The following is a 15,552-nucleotide window of genomic DNA, read 5'->3' on the forward strand; positions in this document are numbered from 1 at the left end:
AAGCCTGTAAAGGTGTAAACGATGTCCCCGGTCTAATTTGTAAAGGATGTGCCGGTCTCTACAGTGAGGGGCTCTTGCTCTTGCTTTTCCCTGCCCCATAAAAAAACGCCAGACTAGCTGGCGTTTTTTATAACCGGCAACCGCTTACGAACGGGCGCGAGCCTGGTTACGCAGGGCTTTCACCTGGTCGTGGTTGCGTTGCACACCGTGGTACTGGCGTTCAACCAGATCACGAATGCCGACCAGATTGTGCTTGTTGATCTTCTCGATGGCTTCACGATAAGCCTTCAGTGCGTGGTCTTCACCGCGCTCGGCTTCGTTCAGCACAGCCTCTTCGTCTTTGCCGGTGAACATGGCTTTGACGTCGACCCAGCGACGGTGCAGGTCACCGCTGACGCTGGTGGAAGTTTCCGGATCGCCGCCCAGTTTGCGAACTTCGGCTTGCAGTTCTGCTGCAGCGGTTGCGCAATCAGCGGAGCGAGTCACGAACAGGGTTTTCAGTTCTGGATGCTTGATGTCCTCAGCGCAAGTCTTGAACCCTTCCTGACCGTCCTTGCTGGTTTCAATCAGGTCATTGAGTACAGAGATGGCTTCTTTATTCATGTCGGTCATTTTTCAATTCCTTGCGATTGGTTGAAGATGCAAGGGATATTGCAGCGTGCGTGCCAGCTTTTTTATTTTTAAAAAGTCGTTTTAAATCATATATTTAAATATAAATGAACTATCTGTATCACGGTTATTTGCATGATCTGTCATTTGGCCTGCATGCAGAATGCCTGTATTTTCCAAGCTGATTTGAAGCCAGACGATCCCATTGATGAATCCCGAAAAACTCGAACTGCTGATCACCCGCGAAATGCCCTTCGGCAAATACAAGGGCCGGATCATCGCCGACCTGCCGGGGCCGTACCTGAACTGGTTCGCCCGCGAAGGTTTCCCGCACGGCGAGCTCGGTGGCTTGCTCGCGCTGATGCAGGAGATCGACCATAACGGCCTCTCGGACCTGCTCGAACCGCTGCGTGCCAAACACGGCAAACCTGCTCCGCGCCATTGAAGCGCTCTCCTCTCTTTGAGTCAGCCAACCATGCCCGATAACACCCGCCGCGCCCGTGACGAAGCCTTCTGGCAAACGTTCGCTGATCGTTACGACATTCAATCCGGGCCCGTAAACCTGGAGAACGGTTATTTCGGGCGCATGTCGCGCACGGTGATCGAGGAGTACCAGCGCAATATCGAGCTGATCAACAACAGTAACTCGGTGTACGTGCGCCAACGTTTCGAACAGTACGACAACCTCGATATCCGCGCGCAACTGGCCGAGCTGATTGGCGTACGCGCGCAGAGCGTGGCGTTTACCCGCAACGCCACCGAAGGTCTGCAATCGCTGATTCGCAACTACAAGCGCTTACAGCCGGGCGATCAGGTGCTGATCAGCGATCTGGAATACGACACGGTCAAAGGCGCCATGCGCTGGCTCGCCAGGCAGCGCGGCGCCGAGGTGATCGAGATTGCCCACGCGCACCCGGCAAGCTACGACAGCTTGGTGGAGACTTACCGCGAAGCCTTCGTCGGTCATCCAAAAATCAAGCTGATGGCCCTGACTCACGTCACTCACCGCACCGGTCTGGTGATGCCGGTGCAAGCCATCGCAGCGCTCGCCAAAGAACATGGCGTCGACGTCATCCTCGACGGCGCCCATGCACTCGGTCAGATCGAGTTCGACCTTGATGCCCTCGGCATCGCGTTCGCCGGGTACAACCTGCACAAATGGATCGGTGCACCGCTCACCCTCGGCTTCCTCTATATCGCGCCGCAACGCCTGGCCGACATTGATCCGGACATGGGTGAAATGCATTACCCGGCCAATGACATCCGCGCGCGAACTTCGTACAGCACGCCCAACATTCCGGCGCTGATGACCTTGCCGCTGGTGTTCGAGGAGCACCGCTCCCTCGGCGGCGCACCGGCCAAAGGTGCTCGCCTCAATTATCTGCGCAACCTGTGGGTCAGCGCGGTGCGGCACTTGCCGGGCATCGAGGTGATGACGCCAGACGATCCACGGCTGTATTGCGGCATCACCTCCATGCGCTTCACCCGGCATGACGATCAACAGGCGATGGCCGAGCGCTTGCTCAATGACTACAACCTGTTCACCGTAGTGCGCCACGGCGCAGCCAGCGGGCCGAGCATCCGCATTACACCGGGGCTGACCACCACCGCTGCCGAGATGCAACTACTGGTGCGCGCGCTGAACGAGCTGCGCTAAAACACCGCGCCCGTGGGTTTTTCGTAGCCGGCAAGGCCGATCTGCGACGACACCGCAAAGGTGTCGACGCCGATCGTCTGGCAACCGAAGTAGCCATCCTCCACACCCGCTCCGGCAAGCGGTCGCAACTCCAGCCGCGAGGCGTCATTCCCGACGGTCTCACAGCGACAGGCACAGGGCAGGTGCAGCCGTCCGTTCCAGGCTTCGTGATGTGTTTGCGAACCTTGATCGTCGCTGGCGATGCACACGCTCATGGCGATGCACGAAGCGCCGCCAGGGTATTGGTCGGGGTAAATACTGGTAAACCGCACGAGGCCCTGGCTGTCGGTCGACTGAGTACCGCACAGGATGTCGGCGCCAAGGTGCTGTTCGATCCGGACCCGGGCGCCGACGACCGGTTCACCGGTCATGGCGTCGACCAGGGCCAGACGCAAAACCAGCGGCAGGCCTTCGATGCCGCCACTGATGTTGCGCACCTTGCCTTCGGTTTTGCGCCAATCGAAGCTGTCAGGAATATGAGTTTGCCGTTGCCGCAGAGGATGGGACAAGGCTACTGATTGATGGTCGTCCATGGGGCGTTCTCTCTTCCGTAAGATGAACGCAGATTAGCGCCACGCAAACGCGGCTGTGCGGTAACTATGTATCGCGTCGTAACGGTGTCGATGTAGGAGCTGCCGAAGGCTGCGATCTTTTGATGTTGGCGCTCAAGAGCAAGGTCAAAAGATCGCAGCCTCGTTTCACTCGACAGCTCCTACATAGCCTCTACATAGCAATTTTCAGGCAAAAAAAAACGGTGCACCGACCAAGCGCACCGTAAAGCCGTAGAACACACAACGAAGTGTCTGGTAACAATCAGTCCAGCAGCGCCAGTGCCTCAGCGGTGCATTCCTGAATACGGGCCCAGTCGCCGTTCTTGATCCACTCCGGATCAAGCATCCAGCTACCGCCCACGCACATGACGTTTTTCAGCGCCATGTAGCTCTTGATGTTGGCCGGGCCGACGCCGCCAGTCGGGCAGAATTTCACTTCGCCGAACGGGCCGCCGAGGGCTTTGATTGCCGCCACGCCACCGCTGACTTCAGCCGGGAACAGCTTGAAGCGGCGATAACCCAGACCATAGCCTTCCATGATGCCGGAGGCGTTGCTGATGCCCGGCAACAGTGGAATCGGGCTGTCGACGCTGGCTTCGAGCAGGTCACGGGTGATGCCCGGGGTGACGATGAATTGCGAGCCAGCGGCTTCGGCTGCCGCGAGCATGTTGCGATCGAGCACGGTGCCGGCACCGGTCATCAGTTCCGGACGCTGGTCGCGCAGGATCTGGATGGCCTTGAGGCCGAACTGCGAACGCAGGGTCACTTCCAGCGCGGTGAGACCACCGGCAGCCAGTGCGTCGGCCAGGGGCAGCACGTCCTGTTCGCGAGCGATGGTGATCACCGGCAGGATCCGCGCCTTGGCGCAGAGGCTGTCGATCAGGGCAACTTTGTCCGCCATGGAAACGGTCGGGGATGGGGTTGTCATAGCGGCTGTTCCTTGGCTCATGGGCACCAGTAAATCTCTAACGTAGGTTGCAGAAACGCGCGCACCGGCATGGCGGCGACGTCGTCGGATGCCAGTGCGGCATTCAGGGTGGTCAGTTTCGATTGACCGGAAATCGACAGAATCTTGTGTTTCGCCGAAGCCAGCAGCGCACGGCTCATGGTCAGGCGCTGACGCGGCACGCTCGGCGCCAGCATCGGCCAGCAACGGCGCGTGCCATCAGCCTGCAAGGCTTCAGCGAGGTTCGGGCTGTCGGGGAACAGCGACGCGGTGTGGCCGTCATCGCCCATGCCCAGCACCAGCACGTCAATCGGCGGCAATTCGGCGAGCAAGCGGTCAGCCTGCTCGGCAGCCTGCTCGACGTTGGCCGCCGCGCTGTAAAGGCTGAGGAACTGCGCCTTGGCCGCCGGGCCTTTGAGCAAGTATTGCTTGAGCAAACCGGCATTGCTGTCGGCATGCTCGACCGGCACCCAGCGTTCGTCGGCGAGGGTCACGACAACCTTCGACCAGTCCAGTTCCTGCTTGGCCAGGTGCTGGAAAAACGCCACCGGGCTACGACCGCCAGACACCACCAGCACCGCGTTGCCGCGTGCCGCAATGGCTTCGCTCAATTGCTTGGCGACGTTCAGTGCCAGACCTTCGGCCAACAGCACCGGGCTTTTGTATTCGTGGGCATTCACGCCCGCCGGCAGTTGCACATCAGATATCGCCATACCACGACCTCCCGTCCCGCGTGATCAATGCAATGGAGCTCATCGGCCCCCACGACCCGGCCGCATACGGCTTGGGCGCGTCACCGGATTTTTTCCACCCGGCGATCAGTTGGTCACACCACTTCCACGCGGCTTCGATTTCATCTTTACGGACAAACAGGTTCTGATTGCCGTTCATCACTTCCAGCAACAACCGCTCGTAGGCATCGGGGATCCGCGCGCTACGCCAGGTGTCGGAGAAATTCAGTTGCAGCGGGCCGCTGCGCAGTTGCATGCCTTTGTCCAGGCCCTGCTCCTTGGTCATCACGCGCAGGGAAATGCCTTCGTCCGGTTGCAGACGGATGATCAGTTTGTTGCTGATCTGCAGGCGTTGTTCCGGCGCGAAAATATAGTGCGACGGTTCCTTGAAGTGGATGACGATCTGCGACAGTTTCTGCGGCATGCGCTTGCCGGTCCGCAGGTAGAACGGCACGCCGGCCCAGCGCCAGTTGCGGATGTCGGCACGCAGAGCGACGAAAGTTTCGGTGTCGCTCTGGGTATTGGAGTTCGGCTCTTCGAGGTAACCCGGCACGGATTTGCCTTCGCTGTGGCCGGCGATGTACTGGCCGCGCACCACCTGAGTGGTCAGGCCTTCCGGGCTGATCGGCGCCAGGGCCTTGAGCACTTTTACTTTCTCGTCACGGATGCTGTCGGCGGACAGGTCAGCCGGCGGGTCCATGGCGATCAGGCAGAGCAGCTGCAACAGGTGATTCTGAATCATGTCGCGCAGTTGGCCGGCCTTGTCGAAATAGCCCCAACGGCCTTCGATGCCCACCTTCTCGGCCACGGTGATTTCCACGTGGGAGATGTAATTCTGGTTCCACTGGGTTTCGAACAGGCTGTTGGCGAAACGCAGGGCGATCAGGTTCTGAACGGTTTCTTTGCCCAGGTAGTGGTCGATGCGGTAGGTGCGATTCTCCGGGAAGAACTGCGCCACGGCGTCATTCACTTTGCGCGAGGATTCGAGGTCGGAGCCGATCGGTTTTTCCAGGACCACGCGGGTGTTTTCTGCCAGTCCGACTTTCGCCAGGTTCTCGCAGATCGCGCCGTACACTGCTGCCGGCGTGGCGAAGTAGGCAATCATGCGTTGCGTGCTGCCGGCCAGTTCAGCCAGCGCCACATAATCTTCAGCTTTGAGGAAGTCGACGTGCAGGTAAGTCAGGCGCGCGAGAAAACGCTCAGCGACCGCCTCGTCCAGCTCTTTACCCACGTAACGGCGCAATTCGGCGGCGATGAACGCCAGGTGTTGCTGCTCGCTGCCAGCTTCACGGGCCAACGCGATGATGCGCGTGTCCTCGTGCAGCAGGTCGGCGCCATCGAGGTGATAAAGGGCAGGAAACAGCTTGCGCAGGGCCAGATCGCCAAGCGCGCCGAACAAGGCAAAGGTGCACGGTTCAACCGTAATCGAAGGCATGATGTTTGTTCTTTTATCAAGTTAAGCTACAAATACCTTTTTTCAAGGCATCACTCAAGGGAAAATGTAGTAATAACCACAACATTTTCGCAAAATACAGATTCCGAGTGGTGGTCGGTCGGAGCCATCAGTAGGATAGGCCACCGTTACGGGCCATATCAAAGGCCCAATTTGCATAGCCCGGCGCACCTTTGCGTCGGTGAATCAGGAATTCCATATGGACCGCGTGCGAAATTTACTGGAACAGATCCAGAGTCGCCTTGAAGAGCTGAACAAGGCCGAACGTAAGGTCGCCGAGGTGATCCTGCTCAACCCGCAGCAGGCCACCCGCTTCAGCATCGCCGCCCTCGCCCAGGCGGCTTCGGTGAGCGAACCGACGGTCAACCGTTTCTGCCGCTCGTTCGGTGTCAGCGGCTATCCCGAACTCAAGCTGCAACTGGCCCAGAGCCTGGCCAGTGGCGCGGCGTATGTCAGCCGGGCGGTCGAGGCTGACGACAATCCCGAGGCGTACACGCAGAAGATTTTCGGCAGCGCCATCGCCTCGCTGGACAGTGCGTGTCAGGCGCTCGATCCGAACCTGATCAGCCGCGCCGTCGACCTGTTGATTCAGGCGCGGCAGATCCACTTCTTCGGCCTCGGCGCTTCGGCACCGGTGGCGCTGGATGCGCAGCACAAGTTCTTTCGTTTCAACCTCGCCGTCACCGCGCACGCCGATGTGCTGATGCAGCGGATGATTGCGTCGGTGGCGCACACCGGTGAGCTGTTCGTGATCATTTCCTACACCGGTCGCACCCGTGAGCTGGTCGAGGTGGCGCGCATTGCTCGCGAGAACGGCGCTTCGGTGTTGGGTCTGACGGCGGAGAACTCACCGCTGGCCAAGGCGAGTACGCTGAGCCTGAATATTCCGTTGCCGGAAGACACCGACATTTATATGCCGATGACTTCGCGGATCATTCAGTTGACCGTGCTGGATGTGTTGGCGACCGGGATGACCTTGCGTCGCGGGGTGGATTTCCAGCCCCATCTGCGCAAGATCAAAGAGAGCCTGAATGCCAGCCGGTATCCGGTTGGGGATGAATTCAACTAAAGATCAAAAGCCCCTCACCCCAGCCACTCCCCGAGGGAGAGGGGGCAGACCGAGTTGTCTTGCGCTATACATCGACCTGAAACACCGAGTCGATTATGGATTCAACGTCATTCGTTCAGGTCGGCGAATCTCTCGAACACCCCCCATTCGGTCCCCTCTCCCCCGGGAGAGGGCTAGGGTGAGGGGCTACGATGTGACTGACACACTCAAGCCGCCGCCCACGCCTGCAAACTCAAATGCGCCTTTTCCCCTGGCGCCAAGTGCAGGCTGTCGGTGCCACCCGCCGCCGCTTCCACGCAGACAAACTCCGAAATCTCATCCCAGCTCACGCCCAACAACGGCCGCGCTCCGGGATGCCACACCACCGTGTCGGCACTGTCACCGGTATCGATGCACAACTCGCGCTGCCAGGCGTGATCTTTCAACTGCAATTCGCCGTCGTGCTGGAACACTCGCTGACAGCCGCCATCGACCCGCAATTCGCCTTCCTGCTGGCAGATCTGCCGATTCAACTGGTCATAACCCTGCGCCCCTTCAAGCCCAGACAGCGCTATCTCACCGACATCGCCAATACGCCAGTACGCATGCAAAGCCTGGCTCAACTGGCACGGCATGTCGTCCTGATGCTCGGTGCTCAGGCGCAATTCCATGCGTTCGCCCAGATGCGCATGCAAGTCAACCTGCCAGTCGCACAGCTGCAATTGCCAGTGCAGGCGCACGCCATCTTCGGCGGTGCTGCTGTCGAGCAACTTCCAGTCAAGCAAGCGCGCCCAACCATGCGATGGCCAGGCGTTTTCGCTCGGATGACGGCCATACCACGGCCAGCACACCGGCACGCCACCACGGATGGCACCCACGTGCGGCCACTTCGCCGCACACCACAACCACGGTTTTTGCCCGCGCGGCTGAAAGTGCAGCAACTGCGCGCCCTGACGACTGAACACCGCCTGACACAGCGGATGATCAATCACCAACACGTCGCGCATCTGATAGCGCTCCCAGGCGAACACCGGTTGTTCACGCAGGGATTTGAAGAAGCGTTGTAGCGGATGCTCATGCATTTGCCACGGTTCCGAATTCATCTGTTACGGGGATTGCCGCCCCTCAAAAAAAAGCGGACAGCCTGGGCTGTCCGCAAATATGCGCACATAGAGAGGAGCTTATCGCAGACGCGTTAGAACGTAGACTGAATTTTCAGGCCAGCGACCAATGCGTTGTCCACTTCATCCACACCACCCGGGTGAGTGATGTACTGCAGGTTAGGACGTACGGTCAGCCAGTTGGTGACGTGGAAGCCGTAGTTGATCTCGTAGTTGTATTCGGTTTCACGAATTGGCGAGAACACCGGGTTGTCGTAATCCGAAACACCGTTGGAAGCGTTCAGCAGTTCGGCGTTTTTCTTCACGTCATCGTTGACGTGGATACGCGCCGCGCCGATACCGACGTCATCCTTCGGACGCGCGTCGAACGGGCCTTTGTAGACAAACATCACCGACTGGTAGTTGTCGATGAAGTTGGTGTCTTTGTCGTGGAACGTGGCGTTGGCGGCGATATTCAGACCGCGCGAGGCATCACCGTTATGGCTGGTGAGTTGCTGTTGCGCCACGAACCAGTAGCCGCTTTTGCTGCTGTGGGTCTTGTAAGCATCGCCGGTGGTTGCCGCGTCAAAACCGTTGACGTCTTCACGAACGTCGTCGGCATCGGCCGTGCTCTTGTAGTAACCGACGCGGTATTCGCCCGGCAGGCTGTTGACCTTCGGCGACCAGACCAGCTCGACCGGAAGAACGGTACCTTTGGTGCCGCTGCCGCTGAGTTTGAAACCGTTGCCGTGTTCCAGCTGCGACGGGTTCTGGTTGTACGCGCCGATCTGCGCGTAGAGCTCGTCGTTGATGTTGTACTTCACACGGATCGCGGCCTGGCTGACTGGCCAGTTGTACCAGATGTTGGTCGCCCAGTTACCCACTTGCGAACCGCAGAACGCGAGGTTCTGGAAGTCGCACGGGAAGGTGTTGAAGTCTTCGCCTTCACCGAAGTAACCGGCCTTGACGTCGAGTTTGTTGTCGAAGAACTGGTGCTGAATCCACAACTGGGTCAGACGCACCATGTGGCCACGGCCATAAACTTCTTGCGACGAACTCAAGGTGCCGGCACGCGGATCGCCAACGCGGTCGTTGGAGATGTTGTAGCCGTTACGGTTGGTCAGCTGGATCTTCGCCTGAGTGTTATCCCAGCCCCAGAGCTTTTGCAGATCGAGTGCCACGCCCAGACCGAACTGGTCAGCGTAACGCGCGGTCTTGTCGTCGTTGTAGCCACCGTTCAGGTTGCCACCGACTTCCCCAACGTAGTCAGCCTTGATGTCGATACCCTGCTCGATCAGCTTGGTACGCTCGCCACCCCAGTCACCGGTCATCCATTTCGAATCGGAGCTGAAGGCATCCGCCGCCATGGCGTTACCGGCCAGCACCAAGGCCGCCGCAGCCGACACTTGGCAGATCAACCGGGCATTGACGTGTTTCTTTTTCATCCCTACATCCTCGTCTTTATTGTTATTAACTGTTTTTATCTAACGCGGTTTACATAAATTGCGATGGATAACAGGCCATCCACCGCGTGCTCCTTTTGGAATCCAATCCCTGTGGGAGCTGGCTTGCCAACGATGGCGGTGCTTCAGGCGACATCCATGTTGGATGTGCCGGCCTCATCGCTGGCAAGCCAGCTCCCACATGACCGCATTCCAGCATTGATCTTCAGCGGCCTTTGAATTGCGCCACGTTCGCAGACCGCGCATCGGTCTGCGGTTGGCCGGCAGTGCCGAGGCGCTCACCGGTATTGGCATCGAACAACAACACTTTCGACGGATCGAACTGCAGCGTCAGGTTCTCGCCCACCTGCGGTGCCACGTCTGGCGCCAGTCGGCAGCAGACTTTGGTGTCGTTCAAATTGACGAACACCAGGGTGTCCGGACCGGTCGGTTCGGTGACCTGCACTTCGGCGCGGATGCTTGGCAAGCCATTGCCCTCGCCGTTGGCCAGTACGATCTGCTCCGGACGCAGGCCGAGGATCACTTCGCGATCTTCGAGGCCGGCGTCCTGCATGCTCATCGGCAACTCGCAGCGAGCCTGGCCGCTGTCGAGCAGCGCCAGCAGACGGCCGTCCTTGCGCTGCAGGCGCAGCGGGATGAAGTTCATCGGCGGCGAACCGATGAAGCTCGCCACGAACAGGTTGGCCGGGTCGTTGTAGATGTCTTTTGGCGTGCCGAACTGCTGGATGATGCCGTCCTTCATCACCGCCACCTTGTCGCCCAGGGTCATCGCTTCGATCTGGTCGTGGGTCACGTAGACCGTGGTGGTTTTCAGGCGCTGGTGCATCAGTTTCATTTCGGTGCGCATCTCGACGCGCAGCTTGGCGTCGAGGTTGGACAGCGGTTCGTCGAACAGATAAATCTTCGGCCGCCGCGCCAGGGCACGGCCCATCGCCACACGCTGTTGCTGACCACCGGAGAGCTGACCCGGCTTGCGGTTCAACAGGTGTTCGATCTGCAACAGCTTGGCCACGCGCGCGACTTCTTCGTCGATCGCCGCCTGCGGCATCTTGCGGATCTTCAGACCGAATTCGATGTTCTCGCGCACGCTCATGGTCGGGTACAGCGCGTAGGACTGGAACACCATGGCGATGTCACGATCCTTCGGGCTCATGCCGCTGACGTCCTGATCACCGATCATGATCGCGCCGCCGGTGATGGTTTCCAGACCGGCGATGCAGTTCATCAGGGTCGACTTGCCGCAGCCCGACGGGCCGACGAGGATCAGGAACTCACCGTCCTTGATCGACAGTTCGATGTTCTTCAAGGTGTCCGGCAGGCCGGCACCGTAGGTCTTGTTGACGTTGCGAAGTTCGAGCGTTGCCATGATTACCCCTTGACTGCGCCGGCTGTCAGCCCGCGCACGAAATACTTGCCTGCGACCACATAGACCAGCAGGGTCGGCAGGCCGGCGATCATCGCCGCTGCCATATCAACGTTGTATTCCTTGGCGCCGGTGCTGGTGTTGACCAGGTTGTTCAGCGCCACCGTGATCGGTTGCGAATCACCGCTGGAGAACACCACACCGAACAGGAAGTCGTTCCAGATCTGAGTGAACTGCCAGATCAGGCAGACCATGATGATCGGCGTCGACATCGGCAGAATGATGCGGCGGAAAATCGTGAAGAAACCTGCGCCATCCAGGCGTGCAGCTTTTACCAGCGCATCCGGAATGCTCACGTAGTAGTTACGGAAGAACAGCGTGGTGAACGCCAGACCGTAAACCACATGGATAAACACCAGACCGGTGGTGGTGCTCGCCAGGCCCATCTTGCCGAGGGTGAACGAGGCCGGCAGCAGCACGGTCTGGAACGGCAGGAAGCAGCCGAACAACAGCAGGCCGAAGAACAACTGCGAACCGCGGAAGCGCCAGAACGACAGTACATAACCGTTCAACGCACCGATGGCGGTGGAGATGATTACGGCCGGAACGGTGATCTTGATCGAGTTCCAGAAGTAACCGTCAACCGTGGCCCAGGCCTTGACCCAGCCGATGCCGCTGACCACGGTCGGCCAGCTCAGCAGGTTACCGGTGCTGATGTCTTCCGGGGTCTTGAAGCTGGTCAGCAACATGACCACCAGCGGCACCAGATAGAGCAGTACAGCGAGGATCAGCACCGCATAGATCGCGATGCGACTCAGGCTGATAGCAGGTTTGGCAGCGAGACTAGTCATTGCGCTTGGTCCTCAGCTCGGAATACAGGTAAGGCACGATGATCGCGAGGATCGCGCCGAGCATCAGAATCGCACTGGCCGAGCCCATGCCCATCTGGCCGCGACTGAAGGTGAAGGAATACATGAACATCGCCGGCAGGTCGGAGGAATAACCCGGGCCACCAGCGGTCATCGCCGCGACCAGGTCGAAGCTCTTGATCGCGATGTGCGCCAGAATCATCACTGCACTGAAGAACACCGGACGCAGGCTTGGCAGCACCACTTTCCAGTAGATCGTCGGCATGCTCGCGCCATCGATCTGCGCGGCACGGATGATCGACTGATCAACGCCACGCAGGCCGGCGAGGAACATCGCCATGATGAAGCCCGAGGCTTGCCACACAGCGGCGATCACCAGGCAATAGACCACGCGATCGGGGTCGATCAGCCAGTCGAGACGGAAGCCTTCCCAGCCCCAGTCACGCAACAATTTGTCCAGGCCCATGCCCGGGTTGAGCAGCCATTTCCACGCGGTACCGGTGACGATCATCGAGAGCGCCATCGGGTACAGGTAAATGGTGCGGATAAAGCCTTCGCGACGGATGCGCTGGTCGAGGAACACCGCCAGCAACACGCCGATCACCAGAGTGATACCGATGAACATGCCGCCGAACACCGCGAGGTTTTTGCTCGCGACCCACCAGCGGTCGTTGTCGAACAACCGCGCGTATTGCGCCAGACCGGCCCACTTGTAGTTGGGCAGGAACGTCGAGGTGGTGAACGACAACACGAACGTCCACAGGATGTAGCCATAGAAGCCCACCAGCACGATGAACATGCTCGGCGCCAGCACCAGTTTGGGCAGCCAGCGTTGCAATGCATCGAACGGCGAGGCCTTGCTGAACACAGCAACAGAACTCATGGGGAAATCCAGTACAGGGAATAAAAACTACAGTGAGATCCCTTGTGGGAGCGAGCCTGCTCGCGGAGGCGGTGTGTCAGTCGACGGATGGAGCAACTGACACAACGCCTTCGCGAGCAGGCTCACTCCCACAGGAGAAGCCTGTGCTACCGACGCTTATTTGGACGACTTGATCGCTGCGCCCAGTTTCTTGGCGGTGTCGGCCGGGTCGGCTTTCGGGTCGTTGATGTAGTTGGTCACGACATCAAAGAACGCGCCTTGTACGGCCAGCGTGGTCGCCATGTTGTGCGCCATGCTCGGTTGCAGGCCGCCGGACTTGGCGTCCGCCAGGAAGTCCTTGGCAGCGGTCTGGGCGCAGGAATCGAAACCGAGTTTCTCCATGTCGTTCAACATGTCGTTGCGAACCGGGATCGAGCCTTTGTTGATGCTGAAGACTTTCTGGAAGTTTTCACCCAGCACGACTTTGGCGATGTCCTGCTGACCAGCCGCAGTGCCTGCGTCCTTCTGCTTGAACACGGCCAGCGAGTCGATGTTGTAGGTAAACGCCTTTTCGGTGCCCGGGAAAGCTACGCACTCGTAGTCCTTGCCAGCGACTTTCTTGGCGGCGGTCCATTCGGACTTGGCCCAGTCACCCATGATCTGCATGCCGGCCTTGCCGTTGATGACCTTGGCCGCTTCCAGGTTCCAGTCCTGACCCTTGCCATCGGCGTCCATGTAGGTCGCGACTTTCTTCAGTTCGGTCAGCGCCTTGACCATTTCCGGGCCGGTCAGCGCGGCATTGTCCAGGTCAACCAGGGCTTTCTTGTAACCATCGACACCCATGACCGACAGCACCACGGCTTCGAACACGGTGCTGTCCTGCCAAGGCTGACCGCCGTGAGCCAACGGAATGAAGCCCGCCGCTTTCAGCTTGTCGCCAGCGGCATAGAATTCTTCGAGGGTGGTCGGGTTCTTGGTGATCCCGGCTTTCTTGAACACTTCCGGGTTGATCCACAGCCAGTTCACGCGGTGAATGTTCACCGGCACGGCCACGTAATCACCGTCGTACTTCACGGTATCGGAGACTTTCTTGTCGAGCAGGCTGTCCCACTTTTCGGACTTGGCGACGTCTTTCAATACGTCGGTGTCGAGCAGGCCGGTCGACGCCCATTCCTGGATGTCCGGGCCTTTGATCTGGGCTACGCCAGGCGGGTTGCCGGCAACGGCACGGCTTTTCAGCACGGTCATGGCAGTTGCACCGCCACCACCGGCGACAGCGCCGTCTTTCCAGGTGAAACCGTCTTTTTCGACTTGGGCCTTGAGCACGTCAACGGCCGCTTTTTCGCCACCGGACGTCCACCAGTGCACGACTTCGACCGAACCTTTGGATTCGGCAGCGGAAACACTGAGAGGCAGAATTGCGAGCGGGAACAGGGAGGCGACAGAAATGACAGTAGCGAGGCGAGAAATCGCATTCATCTGAGATGTACCTTTCTTGTTGTTATGCATTGCAAGTCTGGTGCTTGCGCTGCACAGGAGTTTAAACAGGGCGTATCCCTTCGCAGGTAACGAAGGGATGCGCGAATGTCACCACATGGTTACACAGGAGTGCTCCGGGACAACTGCGCCAAAGCGGTCGCCATGCTCGGCGACAAGGGTAGACGCGGGATCAGAACGGCTTGCCAGGCGTGATACAGATCGGGTTTGCCCGGCCAGATATCGGCACTTGGCTGGTTTTGCGGATTGAGTTCGTGGTGCCAGCTGCCGTTGCAACGGTCGATGAAATTTACTTCGCAGAATTCCCAGAACAGCCGGTACCAGGTTTCGTATTGCGCATCGCCGGTGCGTTTGAGCAAGGCACTGGCAGCGGCGCTGGCCTCGGCGTGCGTCCAGTGCAGGCGATGGCGGACGACGGATTTATTGTCCCAGTCGAGGGTGTAGACGATGCCCGGCGCGCCATCGACGTCCCAGCCGTGACGGCAGTTGTTCTCGAACAGTTTTGCCGCATCAGTGGCGAGCCAACCGGGCGTGAGCATGCCGGCCTGCACCCGCGCCGCTTCGAGGTGCAGCAGCAGCCGCGCCCATTCGAAACCGTGGCCCGGCGTGGTGCCGTAAGGACGGAAGCCGTCGGCGGGATTGTCGTGGTTGTATTCACGCAGCGGCTGCCAGTCGCGGTCGAAGTGCTCGATGACCATGTAACCGTTTCCGGCAGCGTGACCGTGGATCACCCGCTCGACGATGCGTTGCGCACGTACCAGCCAGCGCGGATCTTCAGTGACATCGGCCAGCGCGAGAAACGCTTCGGTGGCGTGCATGTTGCTGTTAGCGCCGCGATAGGCTTCTTCTTCACTCCAGTCGCGATTGAAGAATTCGCGCATCGCGCCCTCTTCCTCGCTCCAGAAATACGTGTCGATGATGTCGATGGCGTCATCCAGCAACGCCTGGGCGCCAGGACGTTGTGCGACCACTGCGGAGCTGGCGGCCAGTGCGACAAAGGCATGCAGATAGGCGTTCTTGCCCGTGTTGTCATCGCGGTGTTCGGCCACCGCAAACCAGCCACCGTGCAGGGCGTCGCGCAACGGCCCGCGCAAGGCCGCGATGCCGTGATCGACCAGTTCGGCAAAACCCGGCAGGCCCTGAATGTGGGCCATGGCGAAGCTGTGGGTCATGCGCGCAGTGTTCATGGTTTCGGCGTGTGCGTGCGCTGGCAAACGGCCGCGCTCGTCGAGGTTGCCGAAGCCTTCGGGCAGTTTCGAGGCCTTGGCGAAATCCAGCAGGCGCAGGCCTTCGGCGGCGAGCCATTGCTGGTGGGCAGGGGCGTTCAGCCAACTGCTGAAGCCTGGGTGAAAGGTGTCCATGGA

General features: G+C 59.5%; 15 protein-coding genes. 3 read left to right on the forward strand and 12 right to left on the reverse strand.

From position 1 onward, the window contains the following. Nucleotides 1-144: 144 nt before the first annotated feature. Nucleotides 145-612 (reverse strand): ferritin-like domain-containing protein, encoded by a 468-nt coding sequence (locus M9827_RS23865; protein WP_034153383.1) that lies wholly within the window; start codon nt 610-612, stop codon nt 145-147. Nucleotides 613-817: 205 nt separating this feature from the next. Here M9827_RS23865 and M9827_RS23870 point away from each other — a divergent pair, with 205 nt between their 5' ends. Together M9827_RS23870 and M9827_RS23875 are read left to right on the forward strand one after the other, a co-directional pair. Then, nucleotides 818-1,054 carry a DUF3820 family protein gene (locus tag M9827_RS23870; RefSeq protein ID WP_003227425.1) on the forward strand — a complete coding sequence of 79 codons (237 nt, stop codon included), beginning with the start codon at nt 818-820 and terminating at the stop codon, nt 1,052-1,054. A 30-nt stretch (nt 1,055-1,084) separates the two neighbouring features. Next, nucleotides 1,085-2,266: an aminotransferase class V-fold PLP-dependent enzyme gene (locus M9827_RS23875; RefSeq protein ID WP_250607466.1), complete on the forward strand. Its 1,182-nt coding sequence runs from the start codon at nt 1,085-1,087 to the stop codon at nt 2,264-2,266. Here M9827_RS23875 and M9827_RS23880 read toward each other — a convergent pair. The 4 genes from M9827_RS23880 to zwf form a co-directional block, all read right to left on the reverse strand. After that, complete coding sequence (locus M9827_RS23880) at nt 2,263-2,838, reverse strand: peptidase associated/transthyretin-like domain-containing protein (protein ID WP_250607468.1); 576 nt, start codon at nt 2,836-2,838, stop codon at nt 2,263-2,265. The genes M9827_RS23875 and M9827_RS23880 overlap by 4 nt on opposite strands. Nucleotides 2,839-3,118: 280 nt before the next feature. Beyond that, the gene (locus M9827_RS23885; RefSeq protein WP_008082815.1) at nt 3,119-3,784 is read right to left on the reverse strand and encodes a bifunctional 4-hydroxy-2-oxoglutarate aldolase/2-dehydro-3-deoxy-phosphogluconate aldolase; all 666 of its coding nucleotides are present in this window, start codon (nt 3,782-3,784) and stop codon (nt 3,119-3,121) included. Between the two features lie 17 nt (nt 3,785-3,801). Then, a complete protein-coding gene (gene pgl, locus M9827_RS23890) occupies nt 3,802-4,515 on the reverse strand; it encodes a 6-phosphogluconolactonase (protein WP_250607470.1) in 714 nt (237 codons plus the stop codon). Then, nucleotides 4,502-5,968 (reverse strand): glucose-6-phosphate dehydrogenase, encoded by a 1,467-nt coding sequence (zwf, locus tag M9827_RS23895; RefSeq protein ID WP_250607472.1) that lies wholly within the window; start codon nt 5,966-5,968, stop codon nt 4,502-4,504. Before zwf ends, pgl begins: the two co-directional genes overlap by 14 nt. A gap of 226 nt (nt 5,969-6,194) precedes the next feature. On the opposite strand from zwf, the gene M9827_RS23900 reads away from it, so the two are divergent. Beyond that, nucleotides 6,195-7,055 carry a MurR/RpiR family transcriptional regulator gene (locus tag M9827_RS23900; RefSeq protein WP_169842436.1) on the forward strand — a complete coding sequence of 287 codons (861 nt, stop codon included), beginning with the start codon at nt 6,195-6,197 and terminating at the stop codon, nt 7,053-7,055. A gap of 206 nt (nt 7,056-7,261) precedes the next feature. On the opposite strand, the gene M9827_RS23905 is transcribed toward M9827_RS23900, so the two are convergent. The 7 genes from M9827_RS23905 to M9827_RS23935 form a co-directional block, all read right to left on the reverse strand. Next, nucleotides 7,262-8,116, reverse strand: coding sequence for a D-hexose-6-phosphate mutarotase (locus tag M9827_RS23905; protein ID WP_250607474.1), 855 nt, complete (start codon nt 8,114-8,116; stop codon nt 7,262-7,264). A 113-nt stretch (nt 8,117-8,229) separates the two neighbouring features. Beyond that, a complete protein-coding gene (locus M9827_RS23910) occupies nt 8,230-9,579 on the reverse strand; it encodes a carbohydrate porin (RefSeq protein ID WP_007917870.1) in 1,350 nt (449 codons plus the stop codon). Between the two features lie 223 nt (nt 9,580-9,802). Beyond that, nucleotides 9,803-10,963, reverse strand: a complete 1,161-nt coding sequence (locus M9827_RS23915; protein ID WP_250607476.1) for an ABC transporter ATP-binding protein — start codon at nt 10,961-10,963, stop codon at nt 9,803-9,805. Nucleotides 10,964-10,965: 2 nt separating this feature from the next. After that, nucleotides 10,966-11,811 carry a carbohydrate ABC transporter permease gene (locus M9827_RS23920; protein ID WP_007917872.1) on the reverse strand — a complete coding sequence of 282 codons (846 nt, stop codon included), beginning with the start codon at nt 11,809-11,811 and terminating at the stop codon, nt 10,966-10,968. Then, complete coding sequence (locus M9827_RS23925; RefSeq protein WP_007917874.1) at nt 11,804-12,712, reverse strand: carbohydrate ABC transporter permease; 909 nt, start codon at nt 12,710-12,712, stop codon at nt 11,804-11,806. Before M9827_RS23925 ends, M9827_RS23920 begins: the two co-directional genes overlap by 8 nt. A gap of 156 nt (nt 12,713-12,868) precedes the next feature. Beyond that, a complete protein-coding gene (locus M9827_RS23930; protein WP_250607478.1) occupies nt 12,869-14,170 on the reverse strand; it encodes an ABC transporter substrate-binding protein in 1,302 nt (433 codons plus the stop codon). A gap of 119 nt (nt 14,171-14,289) precedes the next feature. Beyond that, complete coding sequence (locus M9827_RS23935; RefSeq protein WP_250607480.1) at nt 14,290-15,549, reverse strand: D-mannose isomerase; 1,260 nt, start codon at nt 15,547-15,549, stop codon at nt 14,290-14,292. Between the last annotated feature and the right edge of the window lie 3 nt (nt 15,550-15,552).

It is taken from the genome of Pseudomonas sp. AKS31, from assembly GCF_023634765.1.
GTDB lineage: Bacteria > Pseudomonadota > Gammaproteobacteria > Pseudomonadales > Pseudomonadaceae > Aquipseudomonas.